This window comes from Lysobacter sp. Hz25, from assembly GCF_046097045.1.
Classification (GTDB): domain Bacteria; phylum Pseudomonadota; class Gammaproteobacteria; order Xanthomonadales; family Xanthomonadaceae; genus Lysobacter; species Lysobacter antibioticus_B.
Genome location: NZ_CP175666.1, coordinates 4,548,729 through 4,570,381, shown reverse-complemented (window position 1 = coordinate 4,570,381; position 21,653 = coordinate 4,548,729). Strand labels below are relative to the sequence as shown.

General features: G+C 66.5%; 11 protein-coding genes and 1 pseudogene. 11 read left to right on the top strand and 1 reads right to left on the bottom strand.

Annotated elements, in window-relative coordinates:
• Nucleotides 1–184 precede the first annotated feature (184 nt).
• Entirely contained in the window at nt 185–1,636 is a 1,452-nt protein-coding gene (locus tag ACKN61_RS18835) for a PLP-dependent aminotransferase family protein (RefSeq protein ID WP_408950772.1), read from the top strand.
• 1,243 nt (nt 1,637–2,879) lie between these two features.
• Here ACKN61_RS18835 and ACKN61_RS18830 read toward each other — a convergent pair.
• A complete protein-coding gene (locus ACKN61_RS18830; protein WP_223620316.1) occupies nt 2,880–3,332 on the bottom strand; it encodes a hypothetical protein in 453 nt (150 codons plus the stop codon).
• A gap of 101 nt (nt 3,333–3,433) precedes the next feature.
• Here ACKN61_RS18830 and sufT point away from each other — a divergent pair, with 101 nt between their 5' ends.
• The 10 genes and pseudogenes from sufT to ACKN61_RS18780 all read left to right on the top strand — a co-directional run bounded on the left by sufT (nt 3,434) and on the right by ACKN61_RS18780 (nt 21,516).
• Nucleotides 3,434–3,985 (top strand): putative Fe-S cluster assembly protein SufT, encoded by a 552-nt coding sequence (sufT, locus tag ACKN61_RS18825; RefSeq protein ID WP_223620317.1) that lies wholly within the window; start codon nt 3,434–3,436, stop codon nt 3,983–3,985.
• A gap of 437 nt (nt 3,986–4,422) precedes the next feature.
• Nucleotides 4,423–6,201 carry a S8 family serine peptidase gene (locus ACKN61_RS18820; protein ID WP_408950771.1) on the top strand — a complete coding sequence of 593 codons (1,779 nt, stop codon included), beginning with the start codon at nt 4,423–4,425 and terminating at the stop codon, nt 6,199–6,201.
• A 599-nt stretch (nt 6,202–6,800) separates the two neighbouring features.
• Entirely contained in the window at nt 6,801–8,579 is a 1,779-nt protein-coding gene (locus ACKN61_RS18815; RefSeq protein ID WP_408950770.1) for a S8 family peptidase, read from the top strand.
• Between the two features lie 285 nt (nt 8,580–8,864).
• The gene (locus ACKN61_RS18810) at nt 8,865–9,383 is read left to right on the top strand and encodes a hypothetical protein (RefSeq protein ID WP_408950769.1); all 519 of its coding nucleotides are present in this window, start codon (nt 8,865–8,867) and stop codon (nt 9,381–9,383) included.
• 439 nt (nt 9,384–9,822) lie between these two features.
• Nucleotides 9,823–11,160 (top strand): annotated as a pseudogene (locus tag ACKN61_RS18805) (M12 family metallo-peptidase); the annotation flags it as partial.
• The gene (locus tag ACKN61_RS18800; RefSeq protein ID WP_408953861.1) at nt 11,146–11,775 is read left to right on the top strand and encodes a PKD domain-containing protein; all 630 of its coding nucleotides are present in this window, start codon (nt 11,146–11,148) and stop codon (nt 11,773–11,775) included. The pseudogene ACKN61_RS18805 and the gene ACKN61_RS18800, both read left to right, overlap by 15 nt.
• Before the next feature lie 295 nt (nt 11,776–12,070).
• Nucleotides 12,071–14,074: a PKD domain-containing protein gene (locus ACKN61_RS18795; RefSeq protein WP_408950768.1), complete on the top strand. Its 2,004-nt coding sequence runs from the start codon at nt 12,071–12,073 to the stop codon at nt 14,072–14,074.
• A gap of 706 nt (nt 14,075–14,780) precedes the next feature.
• Entirely contained in the window at nt 14,781–16,796 is a 2,016-nt protein-coding gene (locus tag ACKN61_RS18790) for a proprotein convertase P-domain-containing protein (protein ID WP_408950767.1), read from the top strand.
• 312 nt (nt 16,797–17,108) lie between these two features.
• Nucleotides 17,109–19,391: a M14 family zinc carboxypeptidase gene (locus tag ACKN61_RS18785; protein ID WP_408950766.1), complete on the top strand. Its 2,283-nt coding sequence runs from the start codon at nt 17,109–17,111 to the stop codon at nt 19,389–19,391.
• A gap of 484 nt (nt 19,392–19,875) precedes the next feature.
• Nucleotides 19,876–21,516 (top strand): M20/M25/M40 family metallo-hydrolase, encoded by a 1,641-nt coding sequence (locus tag ACKN61_RS18780; RefSeq protein ID WP_408950765.1) that lies wholly within the window; start codon nt 19,876–19,878, stop codon nt 21,514–21,516.
• Nucleotides 21,517–21,653: the final 137 nt, after the last annotated feature.

Here is a 21,653-nt window from a genome sequence, read left to right as displayed (position 1 = left end):
TCGAAGGAGCCAATCGGCTTCGCCCCGCGGCGAGCGCGACCGTGGTCACGAAACGCGTTGCGCCCCGGTTGTCATGCGCATGTGCCGACTTGGACCAAGTCGCTGATCGGCCCTCGCAACTCGTCCATTGGCTTGGCAGTATCCATGGCACAGGCGGCCCGAGGGGGCCAATCCGGAGCCGCGAATGTACCTGCCGCTCGATGGCCGGGGACCGTTGCATGGGCAATTGGTCCGGTCACTCAAGGACGCGGTGATGACCGGGCGGCTGCCGTCCGGGCTGCGTTTTCCACCGACCCGGCTGCTGGCCCAGCAGTTGGGGGTGTCGCGCAACACCGTGCTGGCCGCCTACGAGCAATTGCGCGCCGAAGGCTTCATGCAGGCGCGGGTCGGCTCCGGCAGCTATGTCGCCATGCCCGGCGCACCGGTGCAACCGCGCTCCGAGCCGCCGCAGCGGGTGGCGCCGCAAAGCGCCTATGCCCGGCGCCTGCGCCGCTATCACGACCACGCCCACATGCCCGGCCGGCGCGTGCCCGGCGCCTTGCACAGCTTCCAGTACGGCGTGCCGTTCACCAATCCGCTGCTGACCTCCGCCTGGGCGCGGGCGTTGTCGCATGCGGCGGTTTACACCCAGCCCCATTACCCGACCGCGCAGGGCCTACCGGCCTTGCGCGTGGCGGTCTGCGAATACCTGTCCTTGCGCCGCGGCGTGCATGCGCGGCCGGAAGACATCGTGATCGTCACCGGCACCCAGCAAGCGGTCAGCCTGACCGCGCGCGTGGTGCTGGACGAGGGCGACGAGGTGGTGATCGAAGAGCCGCAGTACTTCGCCGTGCGCGAAGCCCTGCAGATCCACGGCGCGCGCCTGCTGCCGGTGCCGGTGGACAGCGAAGGCCTGTGCACCGATCGCCTGCCGGAACGGCCGCCGCGCCTGATCTGCGTGACGCCTTCGCACCAGTTCCCGACCGGCGCGCTGATGTCGCTGGCGCGCCGTCGCGCCTTGCTCGACTACGCCTGTCGCCACGATTGCTGGATCTTCGAAGACGACTACGACGGCGAGTTTCGTTACGACGCCCAGCCGCATGCGGCCTTGTGCGGCCTCGACGACAGCCGTCGGGTGATCTACACCGGCACTTTCTCGAAAGTGCTGTTTCCTTCGTTGCGCCTGGGCTACATCGTCGCGCCGCCGGGGTTGCGCGACGACCTGATCAGCGCCAAGTGGGTCGACGATTTCGGCTCGCCGGCGATCGAACAGGCCGCGCTTGCGCACTTCCTCGCCGATGGCGGCTTCGAACGCCACCTGCGCCGCACCGCGAAGACCCTCAAACAACGCCGCGACGCCTTGCTGGGTTCCCTGCGCCGCCTGGCCGGCGACGCCGTCGACATCGACGACTCCCATGCCGGCATGCACCTGGTGGTCTGGCTGCGCGGCCGCAACGTCGCGCAGGGCGAGGCCTTCATCGCCTTCGCCCAGAGCCGAGGCCTCGGCCTGTATTCGATCCTGCCGTACTACTTCGAGCCGCCCGCCCGCGCCGGCCTGTTGCTGGGTTTCGGCGCGATGTCGGTGGCGGAGATCGAGGAAGCGGCGCGGGTATTCGCGCTGTGTTTGAGTGAGATGGATTGGGGGAGTGTGGGGTAGGGGAGTGGTCGCCAAGTTCGGCGATGTGGTTGCATCCGCCGTCGTTCGCGCATTGCGTTGCTCCTTGGCCCTTGCCCTTGCCCTTGCCCTTGCTTTTTGCCTTTGCTGTGCGCCGCCAAGCACTCGCGAAGGCAATCGGAGACCCGGAGGGCGGCCTGCATGGATGCAGGCCGTTTTTCATCGGGACAGGGATGTCACGTATGAAAAATCCCTGCGGAGGCACCGCTCGTGCGGGCATGTGATTCAAAGAGAAGCAACTTCTTTGGTTGCCTTTGACCGAAGGGAATCCAGACGGACTTTTGTTGCCTATGACAAAAGAAAGTAACCCGCCACTTTAGTGGCGGAAGCTCTTATCGTTTGATCTTGCTTGTATGAAAGCGATAAGCAAAAGCAGAGCTTCCGTCCGCTAAAGCGGCCGGGTTACTTTCTTTTGCTAAGCCCAAAAGAAAGGTAACCAAAGAAAAGGGCTCTCCTTGCAAGGGCACAGGCCACGAGTGCGATGCTGTCGCCGGGATTTTTCGATAGGACATCCCTGTCCTATCGAAAAACGGCGCACGTCCTGTGCGCCGCCCTCCGGGTCTCCACTTGACCGGCAAAGCGGCAAAGCAGATCAAAATCACGGCAACGGCGCCGTGGTTGAGACAGATACCCATCCCGGCCGGCGATGGCGGCTGGACGAACGCGGTCGCGGCTCGCGCCGCTCCTACCCTGGTAACGTCGTTGCTCTTGCTCTTGCTATGCGTCGCTTGGCACTCGCGAGGGCGATAGAAGACCCAAAGGGCGGCCCGCACGGATGCGGGCCGTTTTTCATCGGGACAGGGATGTCCCGTATGAAAAATCCCTGCGTCGGCACCGCTCGTGCGGGCTGGTGATTCAAAGAAAAGCATTTTTCTTTGGTTACCTTTCTTTTGTTGCTTATGACAAAAGAAAGTAACCCGCCGCTTTAGTGGCGGAAGCTTTTAGCGTTTGATCTTGATCTTACGGGAGCGATACGTCGCAAGACCGCAATAACGATGTCGCGGCTCGCGCCGCTCCTACCCCCGCGACGGCACGCCGCTTTCGATGAACGACACCGGCGTTGATGTTTCTGCGCGTTCCTTGGTCGCGGCTCGCGCCGCTCCTACCCCTGCGCAAGCGAGAGGCTTCGATAGGTGTCGAGTGGCGTTGTTGTTTCTGCGGGTCCCGCGGTCGCGGCTCACGCCGCTCCTACAGGGGCAGAAACCCCTGCCCCAAACGCCGAAACTCAGCGCGAAGCCAGCACCGCCACCACCGCGGCCGCCGCCAGCCAGGCCAGGTCGGTGCCGGTGTTGGCGAGCTGGATCAGGGTCCAGGCGAAATGCGGCCCCAACTTGGTCGCCGCCTCGAGCGGGTCGAGCCCGAGCATGGCGCCGACCTGGGACGAGGCGATGCCCCAGTTGGCCACCACCACGATCACGGCGGTCGCCGCCAGGCCCAGCGCCGCCCGGCGCGGGCCCGGGCGCCAGCCGCCCAGGCGCAGCATCCAGGCGATGTCGAGCGCCCCGAACACCGCCATCCAACTGAACTGATGGTCGTAGGCGACCGAAAACAACACCCAGAACGCCGCGAAACCGAAGGTGCCGAGCAACAGCAGCAGCCAGGAAAACGGGGTGATGCGGCGTTCGCGGCGATCGGCCGAGGCTGGGCTGCGCTGTTCGGTCGGGTGGGCGACGGTCATGGGCGGAACACTGTGGGCGGGGCAAGCCCTACAGCATAGCGGTCCCAGCCCGGTAGAATGGTGCGACTTGTGCTGCGGCACGGCATCCCCATCTTTCCGCCATGTATTCCCGCAGCAGCGAACCCGTCCGTTTCGAGCGCGATTGCGCCGTCGTCCTGGTGCCCCAGGGCGACCAGGTCACCTTGCCCGCGGGCAGCGTCGGCTATATCACCCAGGCCCTCGGCGGCAGTTACACCGTTTTCGTCGAAGGCAACCTGTTCCGCATCGCCGGCCGCGACGCCGATGCGATCGGCAAGGAGCCGCCGGAACCGCTCGAATTGCCGGAGGGCGCCGACGACGAAGCCGTCGAGCAACTGGTGTGGCGGCAGCTGCGCACCTGTTTCGACCCGGAGATCCCGATCAACGTGGTCGAGCTGGGCCTGGTCTACGAGGCCACCGTCAAGCACCGCGACGACGGCCAGCGCATGGTCGAGGTCCGCATGACCCTGACCGCGCCGGCCTGCGGCATGGGCGACATCCTGGTCGACGACGTGCGCGCCAAGCTCGAGATGATCCCGACCGTGGCCGAGGCCGACGTCGAGCTGGTGTTCGACCCGCCGTGGAACCGCAACATGATGTCCGAGGCCGCCCGGCTCGAAACCGGCATGCTCTGAACGGCGCTGCGGCACCGCCGCTGCCGTTCGAACCGCGCGTCGCCGGCCTCCGCCGGCACGCCGCTTAGCGACCTGAACACGCTGAACCGACGCGGCCCCGGGCCGTCGCCGGCATGCCTCGCCCTGTCTCTCGGCGAGGCCATTCATCGCGCCGCTGCGGCACCGGAGCGACGCGTTCATGTTTCCCACGGCGCAGTCGCATGCGCCTGCGCACTGTCGGAATGCGTGACAGAAGACACGTCCGGGGCCCTGTTAATTGGGTCGCGCCGGCTTGAACGCACATTTGTCCAGCGCTTAGCGTGATAACGCGGACCGGGTCATAGCGAGTCCGTACACAAACAGCGCGGACGCTGTCGCGGACGACTCAACATCGGTTCGAGGCAGACCACCGCGCGTTGACGCCGTCATTCGGCACTTCGTTTTTGGGGGTTCCATCCATGTCCGATCGTTCCATGCGCGCGATGCGCAAGCACGCGCTCGCCGCCGCCACCGTGACCGCGCTGTCCTGCGTCGCGATGTCCGCTTTCGCCGCCGATCGCATCAACCTCGCCGCCCTGGCCAATGAAAGCCAGGACGAATTCATCGTCAAATACCGCGACGGCAGCGCCCAGCGCAGCAACGCCGCCACCCTGGAGCGTTCGCTGAGCAGCGCCGCGACCGGTTTCGCCGGCAAGGGCAAGGCGCTCGGCCTCAAGCACCTGCGCCGCACCGCGCTGGGTTCGGACGTGGTCCGCGCCGGCCGCAAGCTCGACCGCGTCGAAGCCGAATCGCTGATGCGCCAGATCGCCGCCGACCCGAACGTCGAATACGTCGAGCCGAACGCGCGCATGTATCCGACCGCCACCCCGAACGACACCCGCTTCGGCGAGCAATGGGGCTATACCGATGCCGACGCCGGCATCAACGCCACCACCGCCTGGGACATCAGCACCGGCACCGGCGTGGTCGTGGCCGTGATCGACACCGGCATCGTCAGCCACACCGACCTCAACGCCAACATCCTGCCCGGCTACGACTTCGTCAGCGACGCCACCGCAGCGCGCGACGGCAACGGCCGCGATTCGGATCCGAGCGATCAGGGCGACTGGTTCGTCGCCGGCGAGTGCGGCCGCACCTACAACAGCAATTCGAGCTGGCACGGCACCCACGTCGCCGGCACCGTCGCCGCGGTGACCAACAACGCCAAGGGCGTGGCCGGCACTGCGTACAACGCCAAGGTCGTACCGGTGCGCGTGCTCGCCAAGTGCGGCGGCAGCCTGGCCGATATCGCCGACGCCATCACCTGGGCCTCGGGCGGTACCGTGTCCGGCGTGCCGGCCAACGCCAACCCGGCCGAAGTCATCAACATGAGCCTGGGCGGTTCCGGCGCCTGCGGTTCGACCTACCAGGCCGCGATCAACGGCGCCGTTTCGCGCGGCACGACCGTCGTCGTCGCCGCCGGCAACAACAACGGCAATGCCGCCGATGCGCGTCCGGCCAACTGCACCGGCGTGATCACGGTCGGCGCGGTCGACAGCGCCGGTGCGCGTTCGGTGTGGAGCAGCACGCAGAAGTCGAACTACGGCGCGGTGGTCGACATCGCCGCCCCGGGTTCGAACATCCTGTCGACGCTCAACGCCGGCACCACCACCCCGGGCGCTGAGAGCTATGCGTCCTACGGCGGCACCTCGATGGCGACGCCGCACGTCGCCGGCGTGGTCGCGCTGCTGCAGGCCAAGGCGACGACGCCGAAGACCCCGGCCGAAATCGAAACCCTGCTCAAGAACACCGCGCGCGCTTTCCCGGCGACGCCGGACCAGCCGATCGGCGTGGGCATCGTCAACGCCAAGGCGGCGCTGGATGCGCTCGGCGGCACCCCGAACCCGGGCACGCAGACCTACAGCAACGGCACCGACTACAACATTCCGGACAACAACACGACCGGCGTGTCGAGCAGCATCGCGGTGTCGGGCCGCACCGGCAACGCGCCGAGCAACGCTTCGGTGACGGTCAACATCATCCACCCGTACAAGGGCGACCTGAAGGTCGACCTGATCGCACCGGACGGTTCGGTCTACAACATCCACAACCGCAGCGGCGGCAGCGCCGACAACGTCAGCGGCACGTTCACCGTGAACCTGTCGAGCGAAGCGCTCAACGGCACCTGGAAGCTGCGCGCGGTCGATGCCGCGGCGGTCGACGTCGGCCGCATCGACACCTGGAGCATCACGTTCTGATGGCGGGCCGACGGTCCGCATAGACCCTGGCGCAACACCGACCCCGGCTTCGGCCGGGGTCTTTTTTTGCCGCGCGGGGCAGGGCATTGGTTCGGACGAATACCCCGCGAACGCGCGATGCAGCGGCGCTCCGGGTGCGCTTCGATGTCCGGACGCGTGGCCGCTGAATGCGCAGTCGCCGAACGCGTGCAGGGCCGAAGCATGGCGGCTCGCGCCGACGGAACACGGGCTCGACGTTGCGGACGGATCGCCCGAGCGTCGCGTCATCGCGGCGCCCAGGTCGGTTCGCACGAAGATGTGTCCGGCGACACTTTTTCGCGCTTGGGGTAGGGGGTTTCTCTGTTTTTACGTTGTGACGTCCGCCACACAAGTGCGTAGCGAATGCGTGATTTATTTCACTTTTACGCCACAAAACGGTGACGTCGATCCCTTGTCGTTGCGGCCGCGCAATCGTTAGCGTGGATCGACGGATCGCATCGGCTTTCGCCGGATGCGCTTCGCGAACAAGTCCGGGCATCGCGGCGTCCTTGTCGTTGCCGACGATCCACCGGACGACTCCGCCGCCACTGCGGCCACTTCAGTTTAGGGGTTCTCAACAGATGTCCGTTCGTTCGAATCGCGTACACGCCCTTGCCGCCGCCACCGCCCTGGTGCTGGCTTCGACCGTCGCCGGCTCGGCTTTCGCCGCCGAGCGCGTCAACCTCAGCGGCCTGCAGACCGCCGCCAAGTTCGACCGATTCATCGTCAAGTACCGCGACGGCAGCGTCGAGCGCAGCAGCACTGCGAGCGTGCAAAGCGCGCTCAGCACCGCCGCGACCGCATCCGCCGGCAAGGTCAAGGGCAAGGCCGCGCTCGGCCTGAAGCACCTGCGCCGCACCGCCATCGGCGCCGATGTCGTGCGCGCCGACCGTGCGCTCGATCGCGCCGAGGCCGAATCGCTGATGCGCCAGATCGCCGCCGACCCGAACGTGGACTTCGTCGAAGTCGACGTGCGCCGCCACGCACTGCTGACCCCGAACGACACCCACTACGGCGTGCAGTACGGCTTCAACGGCACCAACGGCGGCATGCGCGTCGACCAGGCCTGGGACGTCTCCACCGGCAGCGGCGCGGTCGTTGCCGTGCTCGACACCGGCATCACCCCGCACAGCGACCTCAACGCCAACATCCTGCCGGGCTACGACTTCATCACCGACACCTTCGTTTCGCGCGACGGCGACGGCCGCGATTCCAACCCGAACGACGAAGGCGACTGGAATAACGCCACCGAGTGCGACCAGCCCGGCTACGACGTCGACGCCAGCGATTCGAGCTGGCACGGCACCCACGTCGCCGGCACCGTGGCTGCGGTGACCAACAACGCCAAGGGCGTCGCGGGCACCGCGTTCAACGCCAAGGTCGTGCCGGTGCGCGTGCTCGGCCGCTGCGGCGGTTACGACTCCGACATCTCCGACGCCATCGTCTGGGCCTCGGGCGGCAGCGTGTCGGGCATTCCGGCCAACGCCAACCCGGCCGAAGTGATCAACCTCAGCCTCGGCGGCGGCGGCGCCTGCCCGAGCAGCTACCAGACCGCGATCAACGGCGCGGTCGGCCGCGGCACCACCATCGTCGTGGCCGCCGGCAACGAAAGCGCGAACGTCTCGACCTCGACGCCGGCCAACTGCGCCAACGTCATCGCCGTCGCGGCCACCACCTCGACCGGCGCTAAGGCGGGCTTCTCGAACTACGGCACCGGCATCGACGTGTCGGCGCCGGGCGACCAGATCGCCTCGACCCACAACGGCGGCACCACCACCCAGGGCGCCGAGCAGTACGTGTACATGAGCGGCACCTCGATGGCTTCGCCGCACGTCGCCGGCGTGGTCGCGCTGCTGCAGTCGAAGGCGACCACGCCGAAGACTCCGGCCGAGATCGAGACCCTGCTCAAGAACACCGCGCGCGCCTTGCCGGGCGCATGCTCGGGCGGTTGCGGCGCCGGCATCGTCAACGCCAAGGCCGCGCTCGATGCGCTCGGCGGCGGCACCCCGCCGACCGGCGTGCAGACCTACACCAACGGCACCGACGTCGCCATCCGCGACAACGCCACGGTCGAAAGCAGCATCGCCGTGTCGGGCCGCACCGGCAATGCGCCGAGCAACGCCTCGATCTCGGTCAACATCGTCCACACCTACAAGGGCGACCTGAAGGTCGACCTGGTCGCGCCGGACGGCACGCTCTACAACATCCACAACCGCACCGGCTCGGGCACCGACAACGTCATCGGCACCTTCACCAAGAACCTGTCGAGCGAAACGCTCAACGGCACCTGGAAGCTGCGCGTCAACGACAACGCCTCGCAGGACACCGGCCGCATCGACACCTGGAGCATCACGTTCTAAACCCGCCGGCGGGCTGCCCGTGAGGCTCGCCGTGCGTCCAGAACCCCGGTTTCGACCGGGGTTCTTTTTTGGGCCCGCGCGCAGTCACCGAGGTGAACGCATGCCGACTTCCGGCTGTGCCAGATAGCGCGCTCACGTCCGCCAACGAACGCCGGGAGTAAGCTCGGGGCGTCGCCGGCAGCGGGCCGCGACCGGTGGCGGTGCACGCCGCTTCGCAACGCGCGCTGCAACCCCGAACCTCATGCTCATGCGTTCCATCGATACCCGCTTACAGGAGAAGCCCGCATGCCGTTCCCGATCCGTACGTTGTGGCTGTCGTCCACGGCCTTGTTCCTCTCCATTGCGATGACCGCCTGCATGGCCTCCAGCACCACTCCCGACAACACTACCGGCGCGAGATCCCAAGTGAATTCCGAAGTCAATCCGGAAGTGAATCCGAACCCGAAGCGGGCGCCGGCCCAGGTCGGCGAACCCGCTGGCGGCGGCCCGTTCGCGCAGTTCATCGTCAAGTACCGCGACGACAGCGCGCCGCTCAAGCAGCAAGGCACGGTGCAGACGCGCCTGAACCAGACCGCGCAGCGCCTGCAAGGCGTGGCCGGCAAGGGCGGCGCCCCGACCCTGACCTGGAAGCACCGCATGGGCATCAACGCCGACGTGTTCAGCGTCAGCCCGGCGCTCGACCGCGCCGGCGCGCAGCGCCTGATGCAGGCCTTCGCCGCCGATCCGGACGTGCAGTTCATCGAGCCCGACAACCACATCGCGCTCGATCCGATCATCCGCGGGCCGGAGGTCATCGAGAAATAATCGCCGGCGCAACGCGTCGTCGAAACTTCCTGCAAGACTGCAAGAAATTCATTGACGAAAGGCACGCAATCTTCGCTGCGAAGCACAAAAAAACCCCGGCAAAAGCCGGGGTTTTTTATTGCGCCAAAGGTGCCGTCGCGCGTAGGTTTTATCGCTCGGCGAGCGGCGGATTTCGCCTGCGCGAAAGAGTTTTCCGATGCATGACCTGCATCACGAACGGTGCCGTCGAATCGCAGGCCAAACCGTTGCCGCGGCCTTGCACGAAACGTTAGCGTCGAAGTGCGGACGCAACGACGACTGCGATCCGCAATCAAGACACGAAACGCCAGATCGGACACGAGAGCGAACAGGTGCTGGCGAACAGGCCGCCTGCCTTCGATGTTCCGGCGATCACCTTTCGGCCGCGTTTGCGGCTCTACTTCCTTCGGGGGTTCCACCAATGACCAGCAAGTCTCGCAACCGCGTCCGTGCGCGCGGCCTGAACACCGCTCGCGTCGCCGTACTCGCATCCGCGATCGCCGCACTGCCGGCCTTCGCCGCACAACCGCTGTTCGTCGGCGACGCCACGCCGCGCGCCGGTATCGCCGGCAGCCAGGGCTCGTCCGCCCTCGGTCGTGCGCAAAGCCTGGCCGCCGCGCCGGCTACCGCCTCGCTGCGGCTCAAGCGCGCGAATCCCGCTGTGGTCAGCGCGCAAACGCGCGAGATCGAATTGCAGCTCGGCGGCCACCTGGTCAACGCCGTGCTCGACAACGTCCGCGAAACCCGCGGCGGCAGCACCGTCTGGATGGGCCACCTGCGGGGCACCGGCAAGGCCGCCGCCCGCACTGCGCGCGAAGTGCGTCACGACGAACGCAACTCGGTCGCCCTGGTGCGCCGCGGCAACGGCGTCACCGGCAACGTCCGCGTCGACGGCCAGCTGTATCGCATCCGTCCGCTCGCCGACGGCAGCCATGCGGTGATCGAGGTCGACGAAACCCGCATGCCGCCGGACCATGCCGCCGACTACAACGAGGCGAGCCTGCCCCAGATCGATATGCGCGCGGCCGCCACGCAGGCCGCTCGCAGCGGTGGCCTGGTCGGCCCTGCCGCGACCGAACCCGGAGCCACCGCTACCATCCGCGTCCAAGTGGTCGCGACCAACGACGCGGTCACGGCTTATGGCGGCGACATGGAGGCGCTGGTCGAACTGGCCGTCGCCGAAAGCAACCAGGGTTACGTCAATTCCAACGTCGGCATCAACATGGTGCTGGCCAATTACCGCACCGTCCAATACACCTCGGTCGGCGACGGCCACGCCACCGACGTGGACCGCTTCGAAGGTACCAACGACGGCTACATGGACGACATCCACGGTACCCGCGACACCAATGCCGCCGACGTCAACGTCCTGGTCATCAACGACGACAGCAACTGCGGTCGCGCCGCCGCGATCGGGTCGAACGCCGCCACCGCGTTCGCGACCGTCCACTACGATTGCGCGACCGGCTACTACAGCTTCGCCCACGAGATCGGCCACCTGCTGTCGGCCCGTCACAACCCGCAAAACGATCCGAACACGCAGCCTTACGCTTACGGCCACGGCTACCAGTACATGCCCGCGCAGGGCGCTCGCTGGCGCACCATCATGGCTTACCAGTGCCCGGGCACGGCCTGCACCCGCCTGAACTACTGGTCCAATCCGGACGTCACTTACGGCGGCGTGGCGATGGGCACGGCCGATGTGAACCACAACCAGCGCGTACTGGTGCAGACCAAGGCGGCGATGGCGGCATTCCGCGCCGACCCGGGCGCCAATGTCGCACCGGTGGCGAACTTCAGCTCCAGCGCCAGTGGCCTGACGGTGAACTTCACCGACAGCTCCACCGACAGCGACGGCAGCATCGCCTCGCGCAGCTGGAACTTCGGCGACGGCACCAGCTCGACCGCGACCAACCCGAGCAAGACCTACACCGCGGCCGGCACCTACAGCGTGGTGCTGACGGTCACCGACGACGATGGCGCCACCCACAGCAAGACCGCCTCGGTCACGGTCAACGCCAGCGGCGTGCAGACCTACAGCAACGGCACCGACGTCAACATCCCGGACAACAACGCCACCGGCGTGAGCAGCAGCATCGCCGTGTCCGGGCGCAGCGGCAACGCGCCGAGCAATGCCAGCGTCTCGGTCAACATCGTCCACCCGTACAAGGGCGATCTGATCGTCGACCTGATCGCGCCGGACGGCTCGGTCTACAACATCCATAACCGCAGCGGCGGCAGCGCCGACAACGTCACCGGCAGCTTCACCAAGGACCTGTCGAGCGAACCGCTCAACGGCACCTGGAAGCTGCGCGCGGCCGACCGCGCCTCGCAGGACGTCGGCCGCATCGACACCTGGAGCATCACGTTCTGATCGGCTTCGCGTTTTGAGGAACCTCCCTCCGGAGGGACCTCGTGTACGGGGAAGTCCCGGCTTCTGAGGAGCCGGGCTTCTGAAATACCGGCGGGCTTAGGGGAGTCCGCTTTCCGCTCGACGATGGTCTGAAACGGCCGTGGCGGGATGCGATCCGGACGCGGACCGCAGCTCGCTGCGGACGCGCTCGCCCGGCATCCGGCCCTTCGCCTCGAGGGGCCGGATGCTCCGGGCCGGTCCAGGCCTCGTCGCGGAACTTCGCCACCACGTCGTCCTTCCCAACATGGAGCAAGTAATGAAACGACTGACCGCTTCCCTGGCCCTGCTCGCACTGTCGATCGGCAGCGCGCTCGCCGCCCCGACCCTGCGTCCGGCGGCTTTCGACAATGCCCGTCTCTCGCGCATCGACCGCATCGCCCTGCGCAGCATGCCGGCGGTGGACGTCGCCAAGCTGCGCGCCGAAGACCTTAAGCGCGGCCGCAACGAAGCGCCGCGCTTCGCCACCTCGCTGCCGGTGGACATGAACACCCTCAACAGCGGCACCTGGGAAGACCTCGACGCCGACCATGCGGTCTGGCGCACGCGTATCGAATCCAAGAACGCGCTGACCCTGAATTTCCATTTCGATCAGTTCAAGCTGCCCGCCGGCGCACGCATGCTGATCTATCCGGCCGACCAGGCCCCGGGCTCCAACGCCTCGCGCGTGCGCAGCTTCACCGCGGCCGACAACAACGCCTTCAACGAGCTGTGGACGCCGGTGGTGATCGGCGACGAGGCAGTGATCGAAGTGGTCGTGCCGCGCGCCAAGGTCGGCGAGCTCAAGCTGCACCTGGCCGGCGTCCAACACGACTACAAGGGCCTCGGTCGGCTCGCGCGCGAAGCCGCGCTGGAGCAGGCCACCGGCGTGTCGGGCAGCTGCAACATCGACGTCGTCTGCCCCGAAGGCAACGCCCACCGCGACGTGATCCGCTCGGTCGCGGCCTACTCCAAGCAGGGCACGATGTGGTGCACCGGCTCGTTGGTCAACAACACCGCCAACGACAAGAAGATGTACTTCCTGACCGCGAACCACTGCGGCATGACCACCGCGGCGATCGCCGCGAGCATGGTGGTGTACTGGAACTACCAGAACTCGACCTGCCGCGCCCCGGGCTCGTCCTCCAGCGGCGCCAACGGCGACGGCTCGCTGTCGCAGTCGCAGACCGGTGCGGTGGTCCGCGCGACCAACGCCGCGTCCGACTTCACCCTGCTCGAACTCAACACCGCCGCCAACCCGGCCCACAACCTGTTCTGGGCCGGTTGGGACCGCCGCGACCAGAACTTCTCCGGCGCGACCGCAATCCATCATCCCAACGTCGCCGAGAAGCGCATCAGCCACTCGACCACCGCGACCCAGATCAGCGGCTACAACGGCGCCAGCGGCAGCACCCACCTGCACGTGTTCTGGCAAGCCAACGGCGGCGTGACCGAGCCGGGTTCGTCGGGTTCGCCGGTCTACAGCCCGGAGAAGCGCGTGCTGGGCCAACTGCACGGCGGCCCGTCGAGTTGCTCGGCCACCGGCGCCAACCGCAGCGACTACTACGGCCGTATCTTCACCTCCTGGACCGGCGGCGGCTCCGCTGCCACGCGCCTGAGCAACTGGCTCGACCCGTCCGGCACCGGCGCGCAGTTCATCGACGGCATCGACTCCAGCGGCACGCCGACCAATACCCCGCCGGTGGCCAATTTCAGCTCGAGTGCTAGCGGCCTGACGGTCAACTTCACCGACAGCTCCAGCGACAGCGACGGCAGCATCGTCTCGCGCAGCTGGAACTTCGGCGACGGCACCACTTCGACGGCGACCAACCCGAGCAAGACCTACAACACGATCGGCACCTACACCGTCACCCTCACGGTCACCGACGACGACGGCGCCACCCACACCAAGACCGCTTCGGTCACGGTCGGCACCGGCGGTGCGCAGACCTATACCAACGGCAACGACGTCAACATTCCCGACAACGCCACGGTCGAAAGCTCGATCGTCGTGTCCGGCCGCAGCGGCAACGCGCCGGCCAGCACGCCGATCGCGGTCAATATCGTCCACACCTACAAGGGCGACCTGAAGGTCGACCTGGTGGCGCCGGACGGCACCCTCTACAACATCCACAACCGCACCGGCGGCAGCGCCGACAACGTCACCGGCACCTTCAACAAGAACCTGTCGAGCGAAGCGCTCAACGGCACCTGGAAGCTGCGCGTCAACGACAATGCGAGCCAAGACACCGGCCGCATCGACAGCTGGAGCATCACGTTCTGATCGACTGGGCATCGATACGATGACCCTGTAAAACCCCGGCTTCGGCCGGGGTTTTTCTTTGCGCAACCCATTTCGAGTCGCTGGCGGATCTGCCTGTGGGGCATAGAGGCATGGAGGCGACGATGTCGATGGAGCGGGCGAGGCCGGCCGTGCCGAGCGGCAGAGACCCGGGCGCACCTTCGACGGCACGAACGCACCGCTCCCTGCCGAATGCCGCCGTTCTCGATGGGGCAAGCCGTAGTCGAAGAGGTATCTTTCCGCGCGGGAATGGCATCGGAAAAGCGGCGCCGGCGATGGGCCGTCGACGCGGCTGCGTCGGAGTTCCCCGGGTTCGTGTCGTGCATTGCATCATGAACGCGGACGGGTTCTCAGTTTCAATTTCCGCTCCGGCACACCGATTTCAATCGAAACAAATCTTCGTTGTATGCGTGACGTCAGGCACGGATGCGATGTCGACTCGACGCGTTTGCGTCTTGTTGTGCGCGACGCGTGTGCCTCAGAGTCGCGCCGTGGTCGCAAAGGCACGGTAGCAACGCGCACCACGCGTCGTAGAAAAAACGCACGCTCAGGGGAAGCATGCGGCCTCGCCTGCATCAAACGCTGGAGCATCCAGTTCCCATCGCCTGACCCCGTCGCCATCGCCATTGTCGAACACTCCGGCCCAGCCGGCGTCGCGGTCTTGCCTCTACTACGGACGGAGAGACTCATGAAACGACTTTGTGGTTCCTTGCTGCTGCTCGGACTGTCGATCAGTGCCGCACTTGCTGCCCCGGCCACGCGCCCGGCAGCGTTCGATCACGCCAACATCTCGCGCCTGGACAAGATCGCGCTGCGCGCGATGCCGGCGGTGGACGTCGCCAAGTTGCGCGCGGAAGACCGCGTGCGCGAAGCGCGCAATGAGATTCCTCGCTTCGCCGCCTCGCTCGATCTCGACATGACGCCGTTGAACTCGGGCGTGTGGGAGAAGCTGGATGCCGACAACGTCATCTGGCGCCAGCGCGTGCGTTCGGACAAGGCGCTGTCGTTGAACTTCGGTTTCACCCAGTACCACATGCCGGCCGGCGGCCGTCTGCTGGTGTATCCGGCGACGCAGACCGCAGGCGGCGATCGCAGCCTGATCCGCGAATACACCGACCGCGACAACAATCCCTCCGGCCAGTTGTGGACGGCGATCGTGCCCGGCGAAGAGGCGGTGATCGAAGTGGTCGTGCCCGCCGCAAAAATGGGCGAGCTGAAGCTGCATCTGACCAAGCTCGGTCACGACTATGTCGGCTTCGGACCGCTCGCGCGCCGCCTGGCTGCGGCAGCAAGCGGCGAAAAGGGCGTCTCGGGCGCCTGCAACATCGACGTGGTCTGCCCCGAAGGCGACGGACGTCGCGACATCATCCGCTCGGTCGCGGCCTACTCGAAGAACGGCTCGCTGGCCTGCACCGGCTCGTTGGTCAACAACACCGCCAACGACAAGAAGATGTACTTCCTGACCGCGCACCATTGCGGCATGGGTACGGCGTCGACCGCGGCCAGCATCGTGGTGTACTGGAACTACCAGAACTCGACCTGTCGCCCGCCGAACACGCCCGCCAGCGGCGCCAACGGCGACGGCTCGATGGCCAACACCCAGTCCGGATCGACCTACAAGGCGACTTACGCGACCTCCGACTTCACGCTGCTTGAACTGAACACGCCGGCCAACCCTGCGTTCAATCTGTTCTGGGCCGGTTGGGACCGCCGCGACCAGAACTATCCGGGTGCCATCGCGATCCATCACCCGAACGTGGCCGAGAAGCGCATCAGCAATTCGACCGAGCCGACTTCGTTCGTGGCCTGGGGCGGCGGCGCCGGCACCACCCACTTGCGCGTGCAGTGGCAACCGACCGGCGGCGTCACCGAGCCGGGTTCCTCGGGTTCGCCGATCTACAGCCCAGAGAAGCGCGTGCTGGGTCAGTTGCATGGCGGCCCGTCGAGCTGCAGCGCCACCGGCACCAACCGCAGCGATTACTACGGCCGCGTGTTCACCTCGTGGACCGGCGGCGGCGCGGCGGATTCGCGCCTGAGCAACTGGCTCGACCCGGGCAACACCGGTGCGCAGTTCATCGACGGCCTGGATTCGGGCGGCGGCACGCCGAACAATCCGCCGGTGGCGAACTTCACCTCGTCGGTCAGCGGCCTGACCGCGACCTTCACCGACAGCTCCACCGACAGCGACGGCAGCATCGCCTCGCGTAGCTGGAACTTCGGCGACGGCACCACCTCGACCGCGACCAACCCGTCCAAGACCTACAGCACCGCCGGTACCTATACCGTCACGCTGACCGTCACCGACGACGATGGCGCGACCAACACCAAGACCGGCACGGTCACGGTGTCGGGCGGCCCGGGTGCGCAGACCTACACCAACGAGACCGACGTGGCGATCAGCGACAACGCCACCGTGGAAAGCTCGATCACCGTGTCCGGCCGCAGCGGCAACGGCTCGGCGACCACGCCGATCCAGGTGACGATCTACCACACCTACAGGAGCGACCTGAAGGTCGACCTGGTGGCGCCGGACGGCACGGTCTACAACATCCACAACCGCACCGGCGGCAGCGCCGACAACGTCATCGGCACCTACACCAAGAACCTGTCGAGCGAACCGCTCAACGGTACCTGGAAGCTGCGCGTCAACGACAATGCGAACCTGGACACCGGCCGCATCGACAAGTGGAGCATCACGTTCTGATCCACCGACGCCGCGCGCCGTAACGGCGCGCGGCGTTTCCATCGGCGCTTCTCCGTGCGCGGGGAAGCGCCATGGACGAAGTCCTGTTGGTGAATGGAATTCCGCGCGGCCCGGCGACCTCGCCGCGTGCACCCCGATCCAAAGACGCGCCATGCGTCATCGCAGACCACTGCGCCGTTCTGCCGTACGCATCACGAAAGCGAGGCATGGCCGCGACGGGCGACGCTTGTCAGCCCACGTGCCGCGTACCCAGCATGGTGGCCGCACCCACCGCATCGCTGTCCAACGTACCGGTACATGGAGAGTTTCCCAATGCGCTTCCAATACGCCGCGCTGCCCCTGTTGCTGGCCTTGTCCGCCGGCGCCAAGGCCGCCGATGATCTGCCTGTCTTCGTCACCGCCAAATACACCAACAGCGCGCAGTTGCAACGCATCGCGTCGCGCTTCCAGCATCTGATCGTCGACCGCGAGGCCAAGACCGTCCGCGTCGAAGCCATGCCGGAGGATCTGGCCGCGCTGAGCCGCGCCGGCTTCAAGTACGAGGTCGATCGCGACGCGACCGAGAAACTGCAACGCCTGCAGACCGCGCTGCAAAGCTCCGCGCTCGGCATCAAGAGCATTCCCGGTTATGCCTGCTATCGCACGGTCGAGGAAACCTATACGACCATGGACCAGCTGGCGGCGAGCAAGCCGCAGTTGGCGCGCGTGACCAACATCGGACCGAGCTGGCAGAAGACCCAGAGCGCCGGCACCGGCTACGAGATGAAGGTGCTCAAGCTGACCAATTCGGCGACCGACGCCGCGCTGCCGAACAAGCCGACCCTGGTGTTGTTCGGTTCGATCCACGCGCGCGAGTACACGCCGGCCGAAACCGTCACCCGTTTCGCCGAATGGCTGGCCAACAACTACGGCACGAACGACGAGGCGACCTGGCTGCTCGACAACTTCGCCTTCCAGTTCGTGCTGCAGGCCAACCCCGACGGCCGCAAGAAGGCCGAGGCGGGCTCGTCCTGGCGCAAGAACGTCAACAACAGCAACGGCGCCTGCAGCGCTTCGTCGATCGGCGTCGACCTCAACCGCAACTTCCCCTATCACTGGAACAGCGCCGCCGGCGGCTCCAGCGGCAACGCCTGCGCCGAGACTTATCGCGGCCCGCTCGCGGCCTCCGAGCCGGAGACGCAGAACCTGATGCGCCTGGTCGCCGGCACCCGCAACAGCAGCGGCGTGTACACCGGCGGCATCTTCCCGGACCGCCGTCCCGACGACGTCAACACCGCCGCACCCGAGGATTACCAGGGCATTTTCATGGACATCCACAGCGCCGCCCAACTGGTGCTGTGGTCGTGGGGCGACACCAGCAATCCCGCGCCGAACAGCGCGGCGCTGCGTGCGCTCGGCCGGCGCATGGCCTTCCACAACAACTACCGCCCGCAACAATCCGACGAGCTCTACGCCACCGACGGCACCACCGACGACACGATGTACGGCCTGCTCGGCGTGCCGGCGTACACGATCGAGCTGGGCGTATCGTTCTTCGAGAGCTGCAGCACCTTCCAGGGCACGACCCTGCCGGACAACCTGAAGTCCCTGCGTTACGCCGCGCGCAGCCTGTGGGCACCGTACAAGCTGCCGTCCGGCCCCGACACCACCGCGGTCAGCGTGTCTTCGGCGACCGTGCCGGCCGGCACCCCGGTCACGCTGACGGCGACCGTCGACGACAGCGTGTTCAACCAGAGCAACGGCACCGAGCCGGTGCAGAACATCGCCTCGGCGCGGGCCTACCTCGATGCGCCGCCGTGGGCGGCCGGCGCGGTCTCGTATCCGCTCAACGCCAGCGACGGCAGCTACAACAGCAGCCGCGAAGTCGTGACCGCGAGCATACCGACCACCGGCCTGGCCAGCGGCGTGCACACCTTGTACGTGCAGGGCACCGATGCCGCCGGCAAGCCCGGCACGCCGAACGCAGTGCGCTTCACCGTCGGCGGCACCGGTCCCATCAATACCCCGCCGGTCGCGAATTTCACTTCCAGCTCCAGCGGTCTCAGTGTGAACTTCACCGACAGCTCCAGCGACAGCGACGGCAGCATTGTGGCGCGCAGTTGGAACTTCGGCGACGGCACCACCTCGACTGCGACCAACCCGAGCAAGACCTACGCCGCATCGGGCACTTATACGGTCACCCTGACGGTCACCGACGACGATAACGCCAGCCACAGCAAGACCGCCTCGGTTACGGTCAGCGGAGGCGGCGGCACCCAGACCTACAGCAACGGCACCGACGTGCAGATCCCCGACAACGCCACGGTCGAGAGCAGCATCGTGGTGTCCGGCCGCACCGGCAACGCACCGAGCGACGCTTCGATCGCGGTCAACATCCTGCACAGCTACAAGAGCGATCTGAAAGTCGACCTGGTGGCGCCGGACGGCACTCTCTACAACATCCACAACCGCAGCGGCGGCAGCGCCGACAACGTCGTCGGCACCTTCATCAAGAACCTGTCGAGCGAGCCGCTCAACGGCACCTGGAAGCTGCGCGTCAACGACAACGCCACCCAGGACACCGGCCGCATCGACAGTTGGAGCATCACCTTCTGATCGTTTCCGCATCGTAGGCAAGTTGCAGCGCGCATCCCCGGCTTTGGTCGGGGATGCGCGTTTGTGGGGGAGTGCATGCGGCCTCGGGGCGCGTTCGCTGCCGCTTGTTGCGCTGCATGATTTACACGATCGGCGTCCGTTACGGCGATGTTTCCATCGTCGAAACAGTGAAAATTTCGCGGTTTTAGTATCGATTTCGCCCTCCAGGCGTGCGCCGTAAGCGGTTACTGCGCGTATGCATGACCGAGGTCACGAACGCGAATGTGCGCTCGAACAGGTTGTCGCTTGTTCGTCATATCGGATCGCGCTTAGGGTCGAGTCCCGGGCGTATCGGAACGTTTCCCCCCGCACCGTTCGGCGCCGCTTTCACGCGCAGCAAACTCTCGCGACGAACCGCACTCTGCGGCCGTCATCCCAGTCCATCGCGTCCCTGCGCCGATGCCGCCCGCATCCGGCCGGGCGACGCCGAACAGGAGCGCCTTCCGTGAACAAGCACTTTGCCCCGTTGCCCGCCTTGCTAGCCCTCGCATTGTCCGCCGCCATCGCACCGGCGGTGGCGCAGACGCACAGCCACGATCACGCACGTCCGGCCGATGCCACCGACGATCCGTTCCAGCCGGTGTTCATCGTCACCTCGCGCGAGACCTTCGATGCCGGCGTGCAGTCGCTCGCGCGCAACGCCACCGGCGTCAGCAATCCGGCCGGTGCCAAGCTGGTGGTGGCCGAACTGAAGACCTATCAACTCGCGGATGTGACCCGTCATGTCCACGAGAAAGAAAAGCGCTGCGGCGGTTTCGTCGCCTTCGAGACGCGCGCCGAGGCCGAAGCCTTCGTGCGCAGCGAGCGCAGCGTCGAAGCGATGAACACCAAGTTCGCCACCTACACCATCGACAACCAGGCGACGGTGAATCCCTGGCTGAGCCAGGTCGCCGAAGCGAACATCCGCGGCACCATCAGCCATTTGTCGACCCAGTACCCGAACCGTTACTACGCCTCCAGCCACGGCCGCACCTCGGCGACCTGGATCAAGGACACCTGGGCCGGGCTGGCCAACGGCCGCAGCGACGTCACCGCCGAGCTCTATACCGGTTGCACCACGTGTTCGACCCAGCCCTCGGCGATCCTGACCATCCAGGGCAGCGAGCTGCCGAACGAAGTGGTGGTGCTGGGCGCGCACCTGGATTCGATCTCCAGCAGCGGCAGCGGCGATTCGATGAACGCGCCGGGCGCCGACGACGACGCCTCCGGCATCGCCACCCTGACCGAAGTGCTACGCGTGGCCATGGCGAGCGGCTACAAGCCCAAGCGCACGATCAAGTTCATGGGCTATGCCGCCGAAGAAGTCGGCCTGCGCGGTTCCAAGGCGATCGCCACCGATTTCAAGAACCGCGGCGTCAACGTGGTCGGCGTGCTGCAGTTGGACATGACCAACTACCGCACCAGCGGTGCGCCGGCGGTGCGTCTGGTCAGCGATTACTCGAATTCCAGCCTGCAGCAGTTCCTACGCGATCTGTACACGACCTACATCGGCGGCACCGTCGGCAGCTACACCTGCGGCTACGGTTGCTCCGACCATGCCTCCTGGACCTCGGCCGGTTTCCCCGCGGCGATCTACTTCGAGGGCGGCACCTCCAGCGGCGGTTACTTCGGGTCCATCCATACGCCCAACGACACCCTCGCCAACATGGGCAACTCGGCCGCCAACAGCGTGCCCTTCGCCAAGCTCGGCCTGGCCTTCCTCGGCGAGCTCGGCAAGACCGCCGGTACCGGCCCGGGTCCGGGCACCCAGACCTATACCAACGGCACCGACTACGCGATCAACGACAACGCCACCGTCGACAGCCCGATCACCGTGTCCGGCCGCACCGGCAACGCGCCGACCAGCGCCTCGGTCTCGGTCAACATCATCCACACCTATCGCGGCGACATTAAGGTCGACCTGGTCGCGCCGGACGGCTCGCTCTACAACATCAGCAACCGCGCCGGCGGCAGCGCCGACAATCTGAGCGGCACCTTCAACTTCAACCTGTCGAGCGAACCGCTCAACGGCACCTGGAAGCTGCGCGTCAACGACAACGCCAACAACGACGTCGGCCGCATCGACACCTGGAGCATCACCTTCTGATGCCGGCCGGTAATTGATCGAACCGAAACGGGCTCCGCGATGGAGCCCGTTTCTTTTGCGGTCCCGATGCGGTCGGCGGTAGTCGTGGGCTTTGATCGTGCGGCAGTGACGGCGAATGCGGCAGGGTGCCGTGCCGG

What these genes read in the sequence shown, in the direction of transcription:
- ACKN61_RS18835 (WP_408950772.1), top strand. Translation starts at nt 185, where the DNA reads ATGTACCTGCCGCTCGATGGCCGGGGACCGTTGCATGGGCAATTGGTC.
- ACKN61_RS18830 (WP_223620316.1), bottom strand. Translation starts at nt 3,332, where the DNA reads ATGACCGTCGCCCACCCGACCGAACAGCGCAGCCCAGCCTCGGCCGAT.
- sufT (WP_223620317.1), top strand. Translation starts at nt 3,434, where the DNA reads ATGTATTCCCGCAGCAGCGAACCCGTCCGTTTCGAGCGCGATTGCGCC.
- ACKN61_RS18820 (WP_408950771.1), top strand. Translation starts at nt 4,423, where the DNA reads ATGTCCGATCGTTCCATGCGCGCGATGCGCAAGCACGCGCTCGCCGCC.
- ACKN61_RS18815 (WP_408950770.1), top strand. Translation starts at nt 6,801, where the DNA reads ATGTCCGTTCGTTCGAATCGCGTACACGCCCTTGCCGCCGCCACCGCC.
- ACKN61_RS18810 (WP_408950769.1), top strand. Translation starts at nt 8,865, where the DNA reads ATGCCGTTCCCGATCCGTACGTTGTGGCTGTCGTCCACGGCCTTGTTC.
- ACKN61_RS18800 (WP_408953861.1), top strand. Translation starts at nt 11,146, where the DNA reads ATGGCGGCATTCCGCGCCGACCCGGGCGCCAATGTCGCACCGGTGGCG.
- ACKN61_RS18795 (WP_408950768.1), top strand. Translation starts at nt 12,071, where the DNA reads ATGAAACGACTGACCGCTTCCCTGGCCCTGCTCGCACTGTCGATCGGC.
- ACKN61_RS18790 (WP_408950767.1), top strand. Translation starts at nt 14,781, where the DNA reads ATGAAACGACTTTGTGGTTCCTTGCTGCTGCTCGGACTGTCGATCAGT.
- ACKN61_RS18785 (WP_408950766.1), top strand. Translation starts at nt 17,109, where the DNA reads ATGCGCTTCCAATACGCCGCGCTGCCCCTGTTGCTGGCCTTGTCCGCC.